Consider the following 18,643-nt stretch of genomic DNA (forward strand, 5'->3'; position numbering starts at 1 on the left):
GTATTATACGTCCCATCAAGAGTGAGTCTGGTTGAGGTCATCATGATTCAAAGAACAAAAGCAAAAGTAATGGGAGCGCCAACTCCAATGGCGGGTTTGGCTCTTGGTATTGCAAGCTTGGGCTGGAGTTGGGAAAACTTCGCCGAATTACATGGCTACGGACAGTGGATTAGTGCGGGTATCGCAAGCATATTGTTGGCTATATTGGCAACCAAGTTTTTGCTACATAATCATCTGTTGAGACAAGATCTTGCTCATCCGGTTGTGGGCAGCGTGGTTCCGACATTTGCGATGGGCACTATGGTGGTATCGAACTCTCTCGGCCATTTTTACCCATTAGCTGGCGATGCGCTTTGGCTGATTGCGGTGGTTTTGCACATCGTGTTCTTGGTGAGCTTTGTTTACCATCGCGCCAAAGATTTTGAATTGCACCACATGGTTCCTAGTTGGTTTGTACCGCCAGTGGGTATCATCGTTGCGGATGTGTCTTTCTCTGGCAACCCTATGTTAGCACCAGTGGCACAAGGTGCATTGATGTTTGGTATGGTGGCGTACGCGATCATGTTGCCGATGATGATTTACCGTTTCATGTTTACCCATGAAATTCCGGATGCAGCAAAACCAACCATGGCAATTATGGCGGCGCCAGCAAGTCTATCATTGGCAGGGTACTTAACGGTCACTGCGACACCATCACCAGTGATCATCGCTATGCTATTTGGTATCGCGGTATTGATGACAGCCATCATTTACCTCGCATTCTTTAAATTGCTTAGACTGCCATTTAGCCCAGGCTATGCGGCGTTCACTTTCCCGATGGTGATCGGTGCGACGGCGCTGTTTAAAATGGCGAATTGGATGGAGTTGCAAGGATTGGCTGCGCACTATGTTCAACAAGTGCGAGGCTTAGCTAGTCTTGAGTTGATTGTGGCAACATTTGTTGTCTCTTATGTGGCCTTACAATACATCAACAACTTGTTGATTCAGCCACGCTTGATGCACGCTCATCACGCTTGAATAGCAGATAGGAAAAAGCCTCTTGGTCTTACAACCAAGAGGCTTTTTTATTTCAATCGGCGTCGATGTTGGACGCTAGCCTTTTTTGTAAAATCGCGACATCTCATCCAGAGAATGACGAATGATATCGACAGGAACTTTCTGTTCTTTCTCGACTTTTAACTGGCGATTCAGTTGCTGAGAGTGCCCGCCAGGGTTGACCACAAGCATCAGCTCTTTGCCGACCAATGCATAGTTGTAGTAGCTGCCTGCAATATACCAATCGCGAGAGGCTGAGCTATCAAACAAGTTATGACCAACGCTGTATGAACTCGTTGTGCCTTGAACGTCAAACAGCGTATTCATCATGGTTGGCACGACGTCAAAATGGGTCGTGCGGTAATCAACTTGCTCTGGCTGACGATTTGGCATGTACACGTAAAGAGGCACATGTACTTGAACGTCACTGTAGTTACCCGTGTGGCCCCAATAGTTCATCTTATGGTCATTAAACTCTTCACCATGATCTGATGAAATCACCACAATGGTATTGTCTAAGTCGACGTTTTTCAGCACATCACCAATCAAGCTATCGATGTAGTACAACGAGTTCTTGTATCGATTATGGTAAAGCGAAGCGTCAAAATCGTTGTTGAGCAAAATGTGGTCAACGCGTTCCCAGTATGGTTTGAATTTCGCAAATTCAGGTTCGGGAAATACTGTGCCATGGGCGGCATCGTAGAACAGAAAACCAAAGTACGGCTTGTCGCTATCCTGCTTTTGGAACTCGATGAACTTGTCTGTTATCTGCTGATCGCGCTCGACAGCTGTTTCCCCAGTTTGTTTCAGGGTCAAGTCCGACACTTTTTTGAATACCGTGCGAGAAAGTGGCGGGCTGGTGAGCGGTGCCGAGCCAAAAATGCCCATGCGGTAGCCTTCTGCTTGCAGCGTATCCATAAAAACAGGAGAGCGTTGACTTGCGTAAAAGCTTTCCCAGTAGGTCGCTGGCAAGCTGTAAAACAGGCTGAAAATACCCGCTTGAGTTGAGTTGCCGCCGCTCATATGTTGTGTGAAATTCACTGTTTTTTCGGCGAACTTGCTGACATTTGGCATGACTTCCGGCGTCGCATCACTGTAGCGCCACGCATCAACCAAGATAAACAAGACATTGGGCTGTTTCTCTTTGCTTTGCACTTGAATCGGCGCAAGCGGATAGTTGAGTGAGCTACGTTCAATGTTGGTTAACTCTACGCGGTTCTTCGATGCAATGTTCTCATCCACTAGGTCGTGTTTGTAAATAAATTTACGAGCCGTCAGCGGGTAGTAAAGTGGCCAGTTATTCGAAAACTGACTGACTTCATCGTCGTAAAGTGCGTTTTTGTACGCATGAATCATCTGCGTGCTAAGCAATACAGCAAACCAGACGCTGATCAAAACGAACTTAGCTCGGCTTTGTGCCAGTTGATTACTTACCCAAACGGTACAAGCGAGCCCGATCACCAGAACGGAAATTTCACTGATGAAGATTAGCCAACTCATCCACGAAATATCGAAGACATCACCGCCACCTTCGAAAAACATACGGATTAATAGGGCGTTGATGTGAAGTTTGTATTGCTGAAAAACGAGGATATCGACTTTAAACATGATCAATAGACAGATCGCGATAGCGATCACGATACCTTTGAATGCTCGAGTCGGTAGAAAAGAGAGCAATAAACTCAACAACATAAATGGAAGAGCGATCAAGCCCAGCCAGCCATATTGAGTCGAAACCAAATAGTAACCTTGCAACAAGGTTAGCGGTTCATTCTGATTGTTAGACAACACAAAAGGATAACAAGCGATCGACAGGTACACTGCAAAGCAAGCAAAAAAAGCAATCAGCCAAGCGCTGTTGGAAGACAGTTTGCGAAACATACTTTTTGTTTGTTTATAAATTATGGGTAGAGGGAGTATAAAACAGTGTTTTTTATTATGGAATAGTTGCGACGAATGTCACATTTTGTATGGAAGTGTCAGACTTGATTGACATGTGAAAATTCAGAAGATTCATACTCTATTTGAGTGATATATAACCTTTTGTTTTTTCCGAACGCGAGATCACTGCGGGTTTAAATGGGGCTGTGCTAAGCTAGCTAACAGTTTCAATCGGCGCTCGGTATTCCCAATTTGTTTACTGTTTATCACTCCAACCAAGTTGACGTTCTTAAATCACTCCTTGTCGAACTGATTCGAATCAGTCCGCTGGAAAACCCGTTCGAAAAAGAACAAATTCTGGTTCAAAGTCCGGGCATGTCCCAGTGGCTAAAAATGGAATTGGCCAAAGAGTTTGGTGTTGCCGCGAACATTGATTTTCCGCTCCCTGCTACTTTCATTTGGGAAATGTTTACGCAGGTGTTGCCAGACGTGCCAAAACGCAGTGCGTTTAACAAAGAAGCGATGACGTGGAAGTTGATGCATCTGCTGCCGGGGCTTCTCAACCAAGAGGTGTTTTCGCCGTTAGCGCAGTACCTCAAAGATGACATTGACCACTCTAAGCTGTATCAGCTGGCTGAGAAAATTGCCGATATTTTCGATGGTTACTTGGTGTATCGTCCGGAATGGATCGCAAGTTGGGAAGCTGGGCAGAGTGTGCCAGAGCTGGAAGATGAGCATCCGTGGCAGCCGATCTTATGGCAAGCGTTGTATGATCACACTGTGTCATTAGGGCAGTCTCCTTATCACCGTGCCAACCTTTATGAGCACTTTATCGACACGTTAGAGAGTTTTAACTGCAATTTTGACCATTTACCCAAGCGTTTGTTTGTTTTTGGCATTTCTTCGTTGCCGCCTCGCTATATGGATGCGCTAAAAGCAATTGGTGAACACATCGACGTGCATCTGATGTTCACTAACCCTTGTCGTTATTATTGGGGTGAAGTTCGAGATCGCAAATATCTGGCTCGTTTGGCGGCGAAACATCGTCAGCACGTTGTGTGGCAGGACGATCACTCGGAAGTGCAAGGTGAAACTGAGCAACTGAAAGGTTCATTGGAAGATAATGTGATCGATGAGCTGCACACCGATGTGGTCGGAAACAGTCTGTTGGCGTCCATGGGTAAACTCGGGCGCGACAATATGTATCTGTTGTCTCAGCTGGAATCTCATGAAATCGAAGCCTTTGTTGATGTTGAGCGCGACAGTCTGCTCCATCAATTGCAAGCGGATATTCTCAATCTTGAAGAACATCAAGATGACCAACAGATTGAAAACAGTCATCACAAACAAGTGGTTAGCTTGGGTGATAAATCACTGAGCCTACACGCTTGTCACAGCCCGATGCGCGAAGTGGAAGTGCTGCATGATCAACTATTGGCGATGTTCGATGCTGACCCAACGTTAAAACCGCGCGATATTATCGTGATGGTCGCGGACATCAACGCTTACAGCCCTGCGATTCAGGCGGTCTTTGGTAACGCGCCGGGTGAGCGTTTTATTCCATATTCGATTTCTGACCGAACCGCCGATCAAGAGAGTCCAATTCTGGCCGCATTTATGCAGTTGGTGAACTTACCCAATACGCGCTGTTTGGCATCAGAACTACTCGAACTTCTGGAAACTCCGGCGATATTAAAGCGTTTTGAACTCAGCGAAGATGATTTTTTACAAGCCAAACAATGGGTTGAGGAATCGGGGATTCGCTGGGGATTGGATGCCAATACCGGACGCGAATTTGAACTGCCGGAAACCCGTCAAAACACATGGCAATTTGGTATTCAACGCATGTTGCTTGGCTACGCGATGCCAGAATCCGCAGGTTTGTTTGAAACCGAGCAAGGCAGTTTGTCTCCGTACAACGAAGTGCAAGGCATGGGCGCAGAACTTGCTGGTAAGTTAGCCCATTTTATTCAACAAATTAGCCAATATCGCCGCAAACTTTCTCATGTTCAGTCGATTGATGCATGGCGTGAAACCTTGGTGGTGATGTTGGATGACTTCTTCTCTGTTGAGCTAGAAGGGGAAATGGCGCTTAAGTCGATTCGAGATACCCTGAGCCAACTGAAAGAACAGCTAGCTGATGCGGCATTTGATGATGCGTTATCGCCGTCGATCATCAGCCAATACCTTCAAAATAAATTATCTGGAACACGAGTTAGCCAGCGCTTCCTGGCTGGTCAAGTGAACTTTTGTACCCTGATGCCGATGCGATCTATTCCGTTTAGAACCGTATGTCTGCTGGGGATGAATGACGGCGTGTACCCGCGTTCTATGCCGCCAGAAGGCTTTGACTTGATGACGGGAAGAACCAAGCCGGGCGACCGTTCGCGCCGAGATGATGACCGTTACCTATTCCTCGAAGCAATGCTATCGGCACAGCAAACGCTCTACATCAGTTATGTTGGCCGTTCAATCCAAGACAACACCGAGCGAGTGCCTTCGGTTCTGGTTTCTGAGCTGATGGAATACTGCCACCAAAACTATTGTTTAAGTGGTGATGAAGCGTTGCCCGTTGATGAGTCTGGCGACAACTTATTAAATGCGTTGGTGAATACCCACGCCATGGTGCCGTTTAGCCCAAGTGCGTTCCAAGGCACGCACGCCAGCTACGCGAAAGAGTGGATTCCAGCGGCATTGACTCAAAGTAGTCAATCGCAAGGCTATGTTCGTCGTGATTTTAATCGTGCATTAGACGACTATCTGTTAGGAGCGACGTTCCCACTTGAGCTCGACTTAGTCGAGTTGCAACGTTTCTGGCGCTTACCGGTGCAGTATTTTTTCAATCGTCGCTTAAAAGTAATCTTTGAGCCGCCACTGCCGGTGATGGAAGACGACGAACCCTTTGTTTTAGGTGGTTTGGAAAGTTATCAAATGCGTGATGAGCTGTTAGAAACCTTGCTTGAAACGACATTGATGCAGCCTGAGAAAAAAACAGAGGTGCTTAAACACTTTATGAGTCAACAGCGCGCGCAAGGCAAACTGCCGGTGGGGGCGTTTGGTGATATCGAGTTTGAAACCAACCGAGTTCAGGCGGAAGAGCTGGTGGACAAACTGGCGTTTTTATCTGGTGCGCCTCAAGACGATTTGGAAATCGACCTGACGTTTGACTCCTTATTTGAGCGAAATGAAGGCGAAGAGAAAAACGTTCGCCTGACTGGTTGGCTAACTCAATGCTACCAATCCGGTTTGATTCGCTATCGAAGCGGTAAGATTCGCTCGCAGGATTACCTTGCAGCGTGGATCGATCACCTTGCCATGTCGGCGTCGGGTCATGCTAAGAAAACCCACATCATTGGTTACGATCGTAAAGAAGGCGCGCTGCATTTGATCTACCCAGAAATTGCCGATGTGCATTATGCCAAACATCTACTGACTGAATTAGTTCGCTTATTCTTCGAAGGCATGACTAAGCCTTTGCCTTATTTCCCGAAAACGGCGTTGGCTTGTGTTGAAGCGGGCTTTAGCCGTGGTCAGTGGGTCGATGACGAAGAGAAATCTTTGAAGAAAATGGCTGACGCATTCAATGATGGTTTCATGAGCCCGGGCGAAGGCAATAATGCGTACATCTCTCGAATTTGGCCTGCTTGGAATGATGAGTTGGCCTCAGAAGTTCGTGTGCTGACAGCATTAGTACTGCAAGGTGCGCGCTTAGCGGTTCAAGACGCTGATGATGTAAAAGCGTGATAAAGAAAGTTGGATAAAGAGAAGGAAGAGTAGGGTGGCCGCCAGAAAATCATTATTTTTTGTAGGGCGTTTGCTGTACGGCCACAAGGTCAGAGGGACCATGATACTTTTGTTTAATTCATTTGAGTTGTGCCGCCAAAAAGGTTTGGCTTATCTCGTGGGGCGCATACTAACGGTACGTCTTATGGATAACCGTGAGAAAGATCTCACAAAGCTCTAAATTATCCAACTTGTTAAACATATTAATAGAATTTTTAACTATAGATCACATTTATTAGGTGATACGTCCTAGTAAATAATCCGGAGAGATTCAGCGTTATGGATCAAATGTCAGGTGCAGAGTGTCCTCTACATACGTTAGACCGCACAGAGCAACCTCAACCAACGCCACTAGAACCGATGACGTTTCCTCTGCATGGCGCGAGGTTAATCGAGGCATCAGCAGGTACAGGTAAAACCTTCACTATTGCAGGTTTATATCTGCGCCTTTTGCTTGGTCACGGCTGCGAGGAAACTCGACATCGCGTACCGCTTACAGTCGACCAAATTCTGGTCGTAACCTTTACCGAAGCGGCAACTGCGGAATTACGCGATCGTATCAGGGCAAGGATCCATGACGCGCGAATCGCGTTTGCGCGTGGACAGAGTTCCGATCCGGTGATCCAACCTTTGCTTAATGAGTTTGACGATCACAAGCAAGCCGCAGAAATTTTATTGCAGGCAGAGCGTCAGATGGACGAGGCGGCGGTCTACACCATTCACGGTTTTTGCCAACGTATGCTAACGCAAAATGCGTTTGAATCTGGCAGCCGATTTAATAACGAGTTTGTGACCGATGAAAGTCACCTAAAAGCGCAAGTTGTAGCCGATTACTGGCGCCGCAATTTCTACCCGTTGCCATTTACCTTGGCTGGAGAAATTCGCCAGCTATGGGGCTCTCCATCTGCGTTATTGTCTGACATCAGCAATTACTTAACTGGTGCGCCGTTAAGCCTTTCTGTTCCGGCAATGAAAGGCAGTTTGGCTGATCTTCATACTGAAAATCTGAAAAAAATTGATGAATTAAAAGCACAGTGGCGAGAAAGCCAAGATGACTTCTTAACGCTAATTTCAGATTCAGATATTAACAAACGTAGCTATACCAAAAAGTCTCTGCCGACGTGGTTGGAGGTGGTAAACACTTGGGCGGCAACGGAAACTACAGGTTACGATTATCCAGACAAGCTGGAGAAATTCGCGCAAAACGTCTTGTTGGAAAAAACACCGAAAGGCAGTGCGCCGCAGCATGCGGTATTTGAAGCCATTGAAACATTTCTTACCAATCCAATCAGCTTAAAAGCGCCACTGCTTGCGCATGCGATTGAGCATTGTCGAGTGATGCTGGCCAACGCGAAAAATCAAAAACAGTGGCTCTCTTTCGATGATTTGCTGACGCAACTTTCTGCTTCTATCGATACGGACGAAAGCGAGCTTTTAGCGGCGCGTATTCGTACTTTGTATCCTGTCGCAATGATTGACGAGTTTCAAGATACCGACCCGCTTCAATACAGTATTTTCAGCCGTATTTATCTGAACAACCCGGAATGTGGTTTGTTTATGATCGGTGACCCCAAGCAGGCGATTTATGGCTTTCGTGGCGCAGACATTTTCACCTATATCAAAGCGCGTAACCAAGTAAGTGCCCACTACACGTTAGGAACCAACTGGCGTTCTAGCGCAGATATGGTGCAGGCGGTGAACCAAGTGTTTGCCTTGCCCGATAGTCCATTTATCTATGATTCGGATATTCCGTTCTTACCCGTTAAGTACAGTCCCAATGCCGAAAAACGCATTTGGACTATGGGTGGCCAAAAGCAACCGGCGCTGACTTATTGGTTGCAAGAAGCGGACGATAAACCGCTACCAAAAGGCGAGTATTTGACTCGAATGGCAGAGGCGACCGCAAGCCAAATCCAAACCATTTTGACGCAGGCTCAACAGGGGCAAGCGTGTCTGGTGAATGGCGAAAAACAGAAAGCGGTTCAAGCGGGCGATATCGCGGTGTTGGTTCGAACAGGTAGTGAAGGTCGAATGGTCAAACAAGCCCTGGCAGACCAAGGCATTGCCAGCGTGTACCTGTCTAACCGAGACAGTGTGTTTACCAGTTCAGTGGCGCAGGATTTACAGCGTTTGCTGCAAGCGGTGCTGACTCCAGAAAATGATCGTGCGCTGCGTGCAAGTCTTGCCTCTGAGCTGTTTGCCCTCGATGCAGCAAGTTTGGATGCGCTTAATAACGATGAAGTCGTGTGGGAAAACGCTGTTAACGAATTCAAAGAATATCGCAAACTTTGGGTTCAACGTGGTGTGCTGCCGATGTTGCGCGCGGTGATCAGCAAACGCCATATTGCTGAGCGATTACTAGAAGAGGGTGGAAGCTCACAGGGTGAAAATGGTGAGCGAGTACTTACCGATTTAATGCACATCGGTGAACTGCTTCAACAAGCCAGTAATGAATTGGATAGCGACCACGGTCTGCTGCGTTGGCTCGCTCAGTCTATCAGTGATGCGGAAAACGGTTTGGGTGGCAGTGATGACCAAATCCAACGTTTAGAATCGGAACGTAACTTAGTGCAGATCGTAACTATTCACAAATCAAAAGGCTTGGAGTATGACCTCGTATTTCTGCCGTTTGTGTTCAGCTATCGAGAAGCCAGTGAAGCCAAATATTACGATGCAGCCAATGACTGCACGGTACTGGATATCACTGGCAACGATGCGTCCATGAAGCAAGCGGACAAAGAGCGTTTGGCGGAAGACTTACGCTTGATATACGTGGCACTAACGCGTGCTGTTTATGCGTGTTTTATCGGTGCCTCACCGTTGCGCAATGGCCGTTCGACCAAAGAGCCAACTGGTGTACACCGCAGTGCGATTGGCTATTTGATTCAAAATGGTCAAGAAGGTGGCATTAACGATTTGCACCAAGGTTTAACAAAGCAACAAGACGAGCTTGATTGTGTCGTTGTGGCCGATCCGCCGCAGCAACTCGAAGAGAAGTACGTAGCGCCACAAGAAGAAATATACGATCTTAGCGCGAAAGAACTGCAAAACCCTATCGACAGAAACTGGCGCATCACCAGTTATTCTGGCTTGGTCAAGCAAGGCTCTCATCACGCCGAGCATGATGCCACGATTGAGATTACAGGTTTTGATATCGACTCATCTGAAGAACAAGACGAAGCGGATTTGGTGGAGCCAGAGCGTTCTATTTTTACCTTCCCTCGCGGTGCGCGTCCGGGGACGTTCCTGCACAGCCTGTTTGAGGAAATTGAATTTACTCAGCCAGCCGCGACGGAAGAGAATACACAAATCATCCTTGGCTTGATGGAAAGCGAACAGCTCGATGAAGAGTGGTTGCCCATTTTACAGCAATTGATTGATACCGTACTCGCAACGCCGTTGGATGGTAAGTCTTTGCTGCTAAATCAAAAAGCACCGTCGCAACGTTTGGTGGAGATGGAATTTTTGCTGCCGATTGAAGTTTTGTCTGCACCGGCGTTAAACCGAGTCATTCAACGTCACGATCCGTTGTCGGCGAAAGCGGGGGATTTAGGTTTCCAAACCGTGCAAGGTATGCTCAAAGGTTTTATCGACTTGGTGTTTGAACATCAAGGTAAATACTACGTGCTTGACTGGAAATCGAATCATCTTGGCGACGATGTGACGAGCTACCATGGTGAGGCTCTGAAATCGGCGATGGCGGATCACCGCTACGATTTGCAGTATCAGATTTATGCGTTAGCACTGCATCGTTTCCTAAGCAGCCGATTGGCGAATTATCAATATGATCATCACTTCGGTGGCGTGTATTACTTGTTCTTGCGCGGCATGGATGGGCAGAGTGACCACGGCATTTTTGCCGCGAAACCAACCTTAGACTTCTTACAAGAGATGGATCGTTTGATTGATGGTCAAGCACTTGAAACGCGCTCAACTCAAGCCGGGCAGATGGAGCTACTTTAATGACGACAAATCACAATCTTCATTCTGACCAAGATAGTCTATTGGTAGTGCTGGAACGCTTGGCGCACAAAGGTGCTATTCGTCAGCTCGACTACCAATTCGCCTGTTTTATTGACTCTCAAACGCATGATGAACAGTCGGATAGCCAAGCACTGGCGTTTATCGCGGGTGTTGTCAGTAGTGAGCTCGGCAAAGGACATATCTGTCTGTCTCTGTTCGATGCACAAGGGCAATCTACGGATTTAGCCAGTAAGCTAGGGCTGTTTGGTGAGTCGGCATTGGCGCTCAATACACAGTTGCAAGGCATAGACTGGATTCAAGTATTACAAAATTCCAACTTGGTCGGCGCGCAAGGAGAAGCCTTGCCGCTGATGTTCGATGGCGAGCGTCTGTATCTGCACCGCTATTGGCATTATGAAGTGACACTGGCGGAAAAGCTCAATCAGTTGGGCGCCGCAGTTAACTTGCAACCACAAGAGTTTGTGCGATTATCGGAGTTGCTCAACCATTTGTTTGCACGCCAATACCATTTTCTGTTTAACGCGTTAGGCAAAGCAGTAGAAGCGGGAAGCAGCAACCAAGTGTTGCGCCAGCAATTGGTATGTGATCACCTTGATGTGGTCGCAAGCGAATCGTTGGATTGGCACGCCATTGATGCAGTGCTTAGCAATGCGCGCAAGGTTCAGGACTTGCAAACACTGAATGAACTTGTGCCACTCTCAGCTTGTGTGAACTGGCAAAAAGTCGCGGCGGCGGTTGCGTTAACTCGTCGATTTGCTGTGATTTCTGGTGGCCCAGGTACGGGTAAAACGACGACGGTAACCAAATTGCTTGCTGCTTTGATTGAACAGGCGACACACGAGAAAAATCTAACCATCAAGTTGGTGGCCCCGACGGGGAAAGCGGCGGCGCGATTAACCGAGTCCATTGGTAAAGCAGTGCAAGAACTGCCAGTTTCTCCAGAGCTAAAAGCCAAAATTCCGACTGAATCGAGCACCTTGCATCGATTGCTGGGCGCGATTCCTAATAGCGCAGAATTTCGTCACAACAAACAAAATCCACTGCATTTGGATATTTTGGTTATCGACGAAGCGTCGATGGTCGATTTGCCAATGATGTACAAAGTGGTCGATGCCTTACCGAAACATGCGCGGCTGATTTTGTTAGGTGATAAAGACCAACTTGCCTCAGTTGAAGCAGGGGCTGTGTTGGGTGATATCTGTTCGTTCCATGCATTGGGTTATGGCAAAGAGCAGGCGTCAGCCATCGCAAAACTGACGGGTTTCGATACTTTAGCCCATACGGGGAACAGTGCCTCCAGCATTGCCGATAGCTTATGTATGCTGCAAAAGAGCTACCGATTTGACGCTCGCTCAGGCATTGGTCAGTTGGCAAAAGCGGTTAACTCAGGTTCTGCTGCGAGCGTAGATAACGTCTGGGCGCGTGACTTTTCTGACATCGAACATTTCGCGCTAAGTAGTCAACATTACAACCAAATGATGCAGACGTTGGTGCAGGAATACGGTCGTTACCTCAAACGCATTGGACAACAGGAAACTGATCCTAAAACCGGAGAGCCAGAGTCGCTAACGCACAAAGCCAAAGCGGTGTTAGATACTTTCAACCAATGCCGACTGCTGTGCGCGATCCGTGAAGGTGACTTTGGTGTGGCTGGGCTAAACCAGCGCATCGAGAAAGCGCTCGCGGCGCGCAAGTTCATTCAAGTTCAGGATGAAATTTGGTATCACGGCAGACCCGTCATGGTTACGCGTAATGATCACGGTTTAGGTTTGTATAACGGTGATATTGGTATTTGCATGCGAGATGACAGTGAAGAAGAACCGCGTTTGAAAGTCTTTTTCGAGTTACCTGACGGCAGTGTGAAATCAGTCTTGCCAAGCCGAGTACCTGAACATGAAACGGCTTACGCCATGACCATCCATAAATCGCAAGGCAGTGAATTTGATTACACCCTGATGATTTTGCCACCAGACTTTAGCCCGATATTAACCCGTGAGTTGATTTACACAGGCATTACCCGCGCGAAAAAGCGTTTAGCTCTTTACGCCGAACTTAATGTTCTGAAGCGAGGCATTAAGGTGAAAACCACTCGTGCGAGTGGGTTAGTAAAGCGGCTTACGAATTAATTTTTACTTGTGATTGTGACATTTTCGAAGATGATTCTTTGTGGCGGGTCTTATATTTGCCATTTCGTTTTCATGCAAAATGGATTGTTATTGAGTAAGGCTCTTTCTTAGCGATATATTTCTCCTTTCTCATTCACATATCAAAGGCAGCTGAATATGGGATTGCTCGACTCGTCTTTTCTAACCTTCTTTATCGCCGGAGGAGGCACGTTTTTATGGTTCGTTATTATCGGAGCAATTTTTATATTTTTTATACCACTAAAGGTGAAGCGGTTTGCTTTTAATCCGAAACATTATTCAGAAGTAGAGTTAGCTTTAGTCTCGGGTTTTCACTTTGGTGCTTTAGTACATGGTGTAGGCTTAGTTGCGGCGGTCGCTTTACCAACTTTAGCGAGGAGAAGGGGCTTTGCTGATATTCATCAAGTTTGCTCCGGTCTATTCATCGGAATTTGCCGTATTTATATAAGCGTTTTATTGCTTCTAGCTATGATCACTTTAGGCTCAATGGTGGTTTGGATGTCTATTACTTGAGAGCTGGAATAGAAGGTCGGTGAAGTTTGCAGTTATTAGAAGTTTCTTTTATTACATTTTTTGTTGCAGGTGCTTTGTTAGTTTTTTGGTACCTGATAGTAGGTATTTTGCTTATTGTTATCACGCCGCAAAAAGTAAAGCACTATGCGTATACTAGTGAGCACTATACAGATATTGAGCTTGCTTTAGTTTCTGGATTTCACTTTGGGGCCTTAATACATGGATTAGCTCTTGTTGCCGCAGTTGCATTTCCTAAGTTGGCCAAAAAAAGAAAGCTAACAGATATTCGTAGAGTTTGCCCAAAGTGGTTCATAAGTATTGGGCTAGTGTACTGGACTATTTTAATCTTTATCGTAGTCACTATTTTTGCATCTTTGTTAGCTATGATTTTGTTTTGAATTAATTACGTACGTAAAAGAAGACCGAGCTTATGGCTCGGTCTTCTTTTATGCATGTTTTGCAAACGCATTGGTAAAAGACACGCTGCGTATTTTGTATTGCTGTTGATAAGCAAGAATAAAATCTCGGATAGCGTCATTTACGGGGAAAACACAGTGGACGTCTAGGCCTTCTAAAAACTGATTGTCAGCCATATCCCAGAAGCTTTGAAGCGAATTACAAATGATTGTTCTCATAACAGTGCTCGTCTCGGCTTATTTAAAGTCAGATTAACAACTGTCCTTGGTGTGCAATACGGAGCTAACTAGTTTTTCAATTGCCCAGTATTTTAGGGTGAAGGCTACATTACATCACCTAGATCCATTTCGTATTGGTTAAAAACCAATCACTAGCGAGCAGAGTATAGCCAACCAAATGTATATTTAAAAGATAAAATTGGAACAAAAATCAAGCAATGGTTTGCGCATTTCTAAGTTGGGTTTACATGATGACCCGCTAGTCCGGAGTAGGGTTTATGTGTGGCCTTATTCCTCAACAAACTCGTTCCTAAACAAGCTCGATGTGCAGGGTTGAGCGTGAATGAACTGAATCCCGCACCTTGAGGTTTTGGTATAGCGGAACGTTAAGTTTCGCTCCCTGATTTAAGGTTAAGCTATAAATCTAACGCTAAGATTTTTGACTTACGCTGGAAGTTATATAACCCTTGTTTGGCTCCAGGCAAATAGTCGACACTGACTTCGTAAAAACCTTGCTCTCTAAACCAATGCAAACTGTGTGTCGTGAGGACAAAAATCTGATCAATGGTTTCGGATTTAGAACGATGTTTCATGTAGTTGAGCAGTAACAAACCTCGGTTTCCATCACGATAGTCAGGGTGAATCGCTACGCAAGCCATCTCAGCTTTGCGCTCTTCTGGGTATGGATAAAGGGCAGCACAGCCAATAATCAAGCCGTCTTTTTCGATGATGGTAAATTTTCCAATCTCTTGCTCTAGCTGCTCTCGAGAGCGCCTAACGAGTACACCTTGTTCTTCTAAAGGACGAATGAGGTCTAAGATACCGCCAATATCGTCAATATTAGCTTGCCTCACTTGTTCAGCACTCGCCATAACAACTTGGGTTCCGATGCCATCGAAAGAGAACAACTCCTGAATTAAGGCGCCATCTACTTTATAACTGATCAAGTGGCTACGAGGTACTCCGGCACGGCAAGCGGCAATAGAGCCTTTAAGAAAGCGCAGTGTTCCTGTGTTGTAATCTAGATCAGGAGACGTATTTTCAGAGAGCGTTTTGATGACATGCTCCGCCTCAATTGGCAGTAATTCGGCGACAGCATTGCCGTTGTCATCAATGACACCTTGTTCGGAGCAAAAACCAATCAGCTTATCCGCACCCAGCTTTATCGCCAGTTGTGTCGCGACTTCTTCAGAAAGTAAGTTAAAACACTCGCCAGTCACAGAGCTCGCAATGGGGCCAAGTAGCACAATAGAGCCTTGGTCGAGCGTGCGATTAATCGCGTCGGTGTCAATGCGGCGAATACGTCCACTATGGCAATAGTCCACACCATCATCAACGCCGAGTGGTTGGGCAATGATGTAGTTTCCGCTAACGACATTGAGCTGGGTGCCTGCCATCGGAGTGTTGTTGAGGCTCATTGATAGGCGCGCAGTAATCGCAAGTTGAAGTTGTCCGGCAGCTTGCATAACAACAGATAAAGCCGATTCATCCGTAATGCGGATATTTTTGTGGTAAGGCGTAGTGAGGTCTTGTTTTTCTAGCAGCTGATTAATTTGAGGACGTGCACCATACACCACCACGACTTTGATTCCGAGGCTGTGCATGAGTGCGATATCATTAATAATATTGCCAAAATTTTTGTGTGCGACGGCTTCTCCGCCCAGCATGATCACCATGGTTTTTCCGCGGTGAGCATTGACATAAGGTGTTGATTGACGGAATCCTTTTACGAGAGCAGTACTACGAATTTTCACTACAGCCATTCCTTTGTTTAATTATGTTAAAATAATGCCTTTTTATTCACTTGGTGGCAAGGTGAAATTTTGGAATAAAGCACAAACATATTGAGGTAGGTTCTTGGTCCCGTTAAGAGGGAAGGTTACAATGGTGGCGTCTTTCCTCAATACGTGAACCTCATGTCTTCTGCTGTTAATAAGAATGCTGCGATCACTGCTTCAAATTTGTCAAAAACGTCATCTAAATCAATGCTTCGTAAGTGGCTAGAGCGTTCTCTCATGCTTATAGCGATAGTTGGAACCGTTGTCGTGTGCATGCTGTATAGTGATTTGATTACTCGAACCATTAATCCGCCCATTCCCAAATCGACTATTTATGGTCGCTGGGTTGAGCAAGATGTTGCGCCTTATGCTCGTGAAGAATTTGTGTTGAGTGAGCGCGGTGTTACCGTAAATGGTTCTACAGTGGCGACCAGTTTTGAATTCGATGGGGATTCGTTTTCGTATCGAGTGGGTTCAAATGAGCGGCACTTCAATTTTGTGGGTAAGCAGCATGCAGAAATGAAGCTGGATGCTAATGCACATTATCTACCTGTATTCCGTTTAGAGGGGCGTGCAAGGATTGCGGTAAGATAGTCGTTTTTATCTTTGTCTGTTAAGCAGAGATCTCTTGCGTCTGTGAGTCACATGGATGATCACAATTTCATCTCTCAATCAGTAAATCTTACTTTCAAACATAATCCGGACAATTCCGTAATTCTTCCGCTGCTATCATGTTGCATTAACTGAATGAATTCACAACGAGTAAACGGATTGGCTTAGCGTTGAAACATTTTGTCGTTGCTTTTCAATTGCACCGTATGCATTTGTTTGCCATCCTTTTGCTATTCTCTTTTACGGAAAAGACACGTGTTAAAAAAACTCCTTCCTATTATCTCTTTGAGCCTACTCTTTGGCTGTGCTCAACAAAATGATCGTGCTCAGCAATATCTTGATGGTGAGTTTCCTCAGATCCTCAATAAAGTGGACGTAGTTGAGTCTAACAAACCACGCGATTTTACTGAATTTAACAAGCAAGCTGAGCAAGTGGTGATAAAGTCACCATCCATGGCGAAGATATACCAACCGCTATATCAACGATTAAGTGAGTGGGCGCAACAGAGCGGAGATACCAGTGCGTTGAGTGCGTTTGGCATTCAAGCCGCGCAATTGGGTGGTGGTGATAAAAAAGGTAATGTGCTGTTTACCGGATACTTTTCTCCCGTGATGGAGCTGCGTCATACACCAAACGACATTTTTAAGTACCCAGTTTATGGCAAGCCAAACTGCTCATCAGATTGTCCGACTCGTGCGGAGATCTACAACGGGGCATTAGATGGCCAAGGTTTAGTGCTAGGTTATGCGCCTAACCGTATTGACCCGTTTATGATGGAAGTGCAGGGCAGTGGCTATGTGCATTTTGAAGATGATGATACGTTGGAGTACTTCGCGTACGCAGGGAAAAATAATAAAGCTTACGTTAGTATTGGCCGCATTTTGATTGAACGTGGTGAAGTGCCGCGTGAAAAAATGTCTCTCAAAGCGATTAAAGAGTGGGTAATGGACAACGACGACGCAACAGTACGCGAGTTGTTGGAGCAAAACCCTTCTTACGTCTTCTTTGCGCCAAAAGCGGAAGCGCCAGTAACGGGATCGGCTGGTATTCCTTTGTTACCAATGGCCGCGGTCGCGGGTGACCGTTCTATCTTACCAATGGGCACACCAATCTTGGCGGAAGTACCATTGCTGAATGCGGATGGTACGTGGAGCGGTGCTCATCAACTGCGAATGCTGATCGTTTTAGACACTGGTGGTGCGGTAAAACAGAACCATTTGGATCTGTATCATGGCATTGGTGCGAGAGCAGGAACGGAAGCAGGGCACTACAAGCATTTTGGTCGAGTTTGGAAACTTGGGCTGGAAAACTCACCAACTCAAGCGCCTTGGGCTTTGCCGCCAGAAAAGCTACAATAGCGACCCAAGAAAGAGGAACCGCCTCTTATCTAGACATTTCATCAAAGAGTGCGTATAAATCGCACTCTTTGTTTTTCTATCGATCATCTGGACTTCAATATGCGTGAACTCGATACCCCAGCATCTGACAGCTACAATCAACGCTTTGGCGGCACTCGTCGTCTTTATGGCAACAGTGAAGTGGACATTCTTCGCGCTGCACACGTTTGTGTTATTGGTATTGGTGGCGTGGGTTCATGGGCGGTCGAAGCGCTGGCCCGTACTGGGATCGGTGAGTTGACTCTGATTGATATGGATGATGTTTGTGTCACGAATATTAACCGCCAAATTCATGCGATGACGGGCACCGTTGGCCAAAGCAAAATTGAAGTTATGGCCGAGCGTGTCAAATTGATCAACCCAGAGTGTAAAGTCAATCTGATTGATGATTTCATCACGCCAGACAATCAACATGAGTACTTAAGCAAAGAGTTTGATTACGTGCTAGATGCGATTGACAGCGTAAAAGCGAAGGCGTCTTTGTTGGCGTATTGCCGCAGCAACAAGATCAAAGTGATCACTACGGGGGGCGCTGGTGGTCAGGTTGACCCAACGCAGATCATGGTCGCTGATTTAACGAAAACGATCCAAGATCCTCTAGCGAAGAAAATCAAAGACACCTTGCGTCGTCATCATAACTTCCCTAAGAATCCGGCTCGTAAGTTTGGTATTGATTGCGTGTTTTCAACCGAGCAGCTGAAGTACCCTCAAGCAGACGGTTCAGTGTGTGGTGTGAAGTCGACAGCGGAAGGCCCAAAACGTATGGATTGTGCTAGCGGTTTTGGTGCGGCGACTGTTGTAACTGCAACGTTTGGCTTTGTCGCGGTATCGCGAATCGTTGAGAAGTTGATTTCAAAATATAAGAAGTAAACTAGAAGAA

At 46.2% G+C, this 18,643-nt stretch carries 12 protein-coding genes; 9 read left to right on the plus strand and 3 right to left on the minus strand.

Features of this window, described 5'->3' with window-relative positions; genetic code table 11:
- Positions 1-42: 42 nt before the first annotated feature.
- Complete coding sequence (locus tag R7R24_RS17445; RefSeq protein ID WP_005391714.1) at positions 43-1,017, plus strand: TDT family transporter; 975 nt, start codon at positions 43-45, stop codon at positions 1,015-1,017.
- Between the two features lie 75 nt (positions 1,018-1,092).
- Here R7R24_RS17445 and R7R24_RS17450 read toward each other — a convergent pair whose 3' ends face one another.
- The gene (locus tag R7R24_RS17450; protein ID WP_042521370.1) at positions 1,093-2,916 is read right to left on the minus strand and encodes a DUF3413 domain-containing protein; all 1,824 of its coding nucleotides are present in this window, start codon (positions 2,914-2,916) and stop codon (positions 1,093-1,095) included.
- Between the two features lie 252 nt (positions 2,917-3,168).
- Here R7R24_RS17450 and recC point away from each other — a divergent pair, with 252 nt between their 5' ends.
- The 5 genes from recC (at position 3,169) to R7R24_RS17475 (ending at position 13,738) form a co-directional block, all read left to right on the plus strand.
- Complete coding sequence (gene recC / locus R7R24_RS17455; RefSeq protein ID WP_206946763.1) at positions 3,169-6,660, plus strand: exodeoxyribonuclease V subunit gamma; 3,492 nt, start codon at positions 3,169-3,171, stop codon at positions 6,658-6,660.
- A gap of 327 nt (positions 6,661-6,987) precedes the next feature.
- Positions 6,988-10,662 carry an exodeoxyribonuclease V subunit beta gene (recB, locus tag R7R24_RS17460; protein WP_054577708.1) on the plus strand — a complete coding sequence of 1,225 codons (3,675 nt, stop codon included), beginning with the start codon at positions 6,988-6,990 and terminating at the stop codon, positions 10,660-10,662.
- On the plus strand, positions 10,662-12,809 hold the full coding sequence (recD, locus tag R7R24_RS17465) for an exodeoxyribonuclease V subunit alpha (protein WP_054577572.1): 2,148 nt from the start codon (positions 10,662-10,664) through the stop codon (positions 12,807-12,809). Before recB ends, recD begins: the two co-directional genes overlap by 1 nt.
- A gap of 156 nt (positions 12,810-12,965) precedes the next feature.
- On the plus strand, positions 12,966-13,340 hold the full coding sequence (locus R7R24_RS17470; protein WP_054577573.1) for a hypothetical protein: 375 nt from the start codon (positions 12,966-12,968) through the stop codon (positions 13,338-13,340).
- A gap of 26 nt (positions 13,341-13,366) precedes the next feature.
- A complete protein-coding gene (locus R7R24_RS17475; protein ID WP_031780957.1) occupies positions 13,367-13,738 on the plus strand; it encodes a hypothetical protein in 372 nt (123 codons plus the stop codon).
- 48 nt (positions 13,739-13,786) lie between these two features.
- Here R7R24_RS17475 and R7R24_RS17480 read toward each other — a convergent pair whose 3' ends face one another.
- On the minus strand, positions 13,787-13,975 hold the full coding sequence (locus tag R7R24_RS17480; protein WP_005380230.1) for a hypothetical protein: 189 nt from the start codon (positions 13,973-13,975) through the stop codon (positions 13,787-13,789).
- A gap of 416 nt (positions 13,976-14,391) precedes the next feature.
- Positions 14,392-15,729 carry an amino-acid N-acetyltransferase gene (gene argA / locus R7R24_RS17485; RefSeq protein WP_012841478.1) on the minus strand — a complete coding sequence of 446 codons (1,338 nt, stop codon included), beginning with the start codon at positions 15,727-15,729 and terminating at the stop codon, positions 14,392-14,394.
- 162 nt (positions 15,730-15,891) lie between these two features.
- Between argA and R7R24_RS17490 the strand changes: the two genes are divergently transcribed.
- From R7R24_RS17490 to tcdA, 3 genes are all read left to right on the plus strand, one after another.
- Positions 15,892-16,347: a DUF2850 domain-containing protein gene (locus tag R7R24_RS17490; RefSeq protein WP_005380234.1), complete on the plus strand. Its 456-nt coding sequence runs from the start codon at positions 15,892-15,894 to the stop codon at positions 16,345-16,347.
- Positions 16,348-16,620: 273 nt separating this feature from the next.
- Complete coding sequence (mltA, locus tag R7R24_RS17495; protein WP_054577574.1) at positions 16,621-17,724, plus strand: murein transglycosylase A; 1,104 nt, start codon at positions 16,621-16,623, stop codon at positions 17,722-17,724.
- A 99-nt stretch (positions 17,725-17,823) separates the two neighbouring features.
- Entirely contained in the window at positions 17,824-18,633 is an 810-nt protein-coding gene (gene tcdA / locus R7R24_RS17500) for a tRNA cyclic N6-threonylcarbamoyladenosine(37) synthase TcdA (RefSeq protein WP_005380241.1), read from the plus strand.
- Positions 18,634-18,643 lie beyond the last annotated feature (10 nt).

This window comes from Vibrio sp. 704 (genome assembly GCF_033339295.1).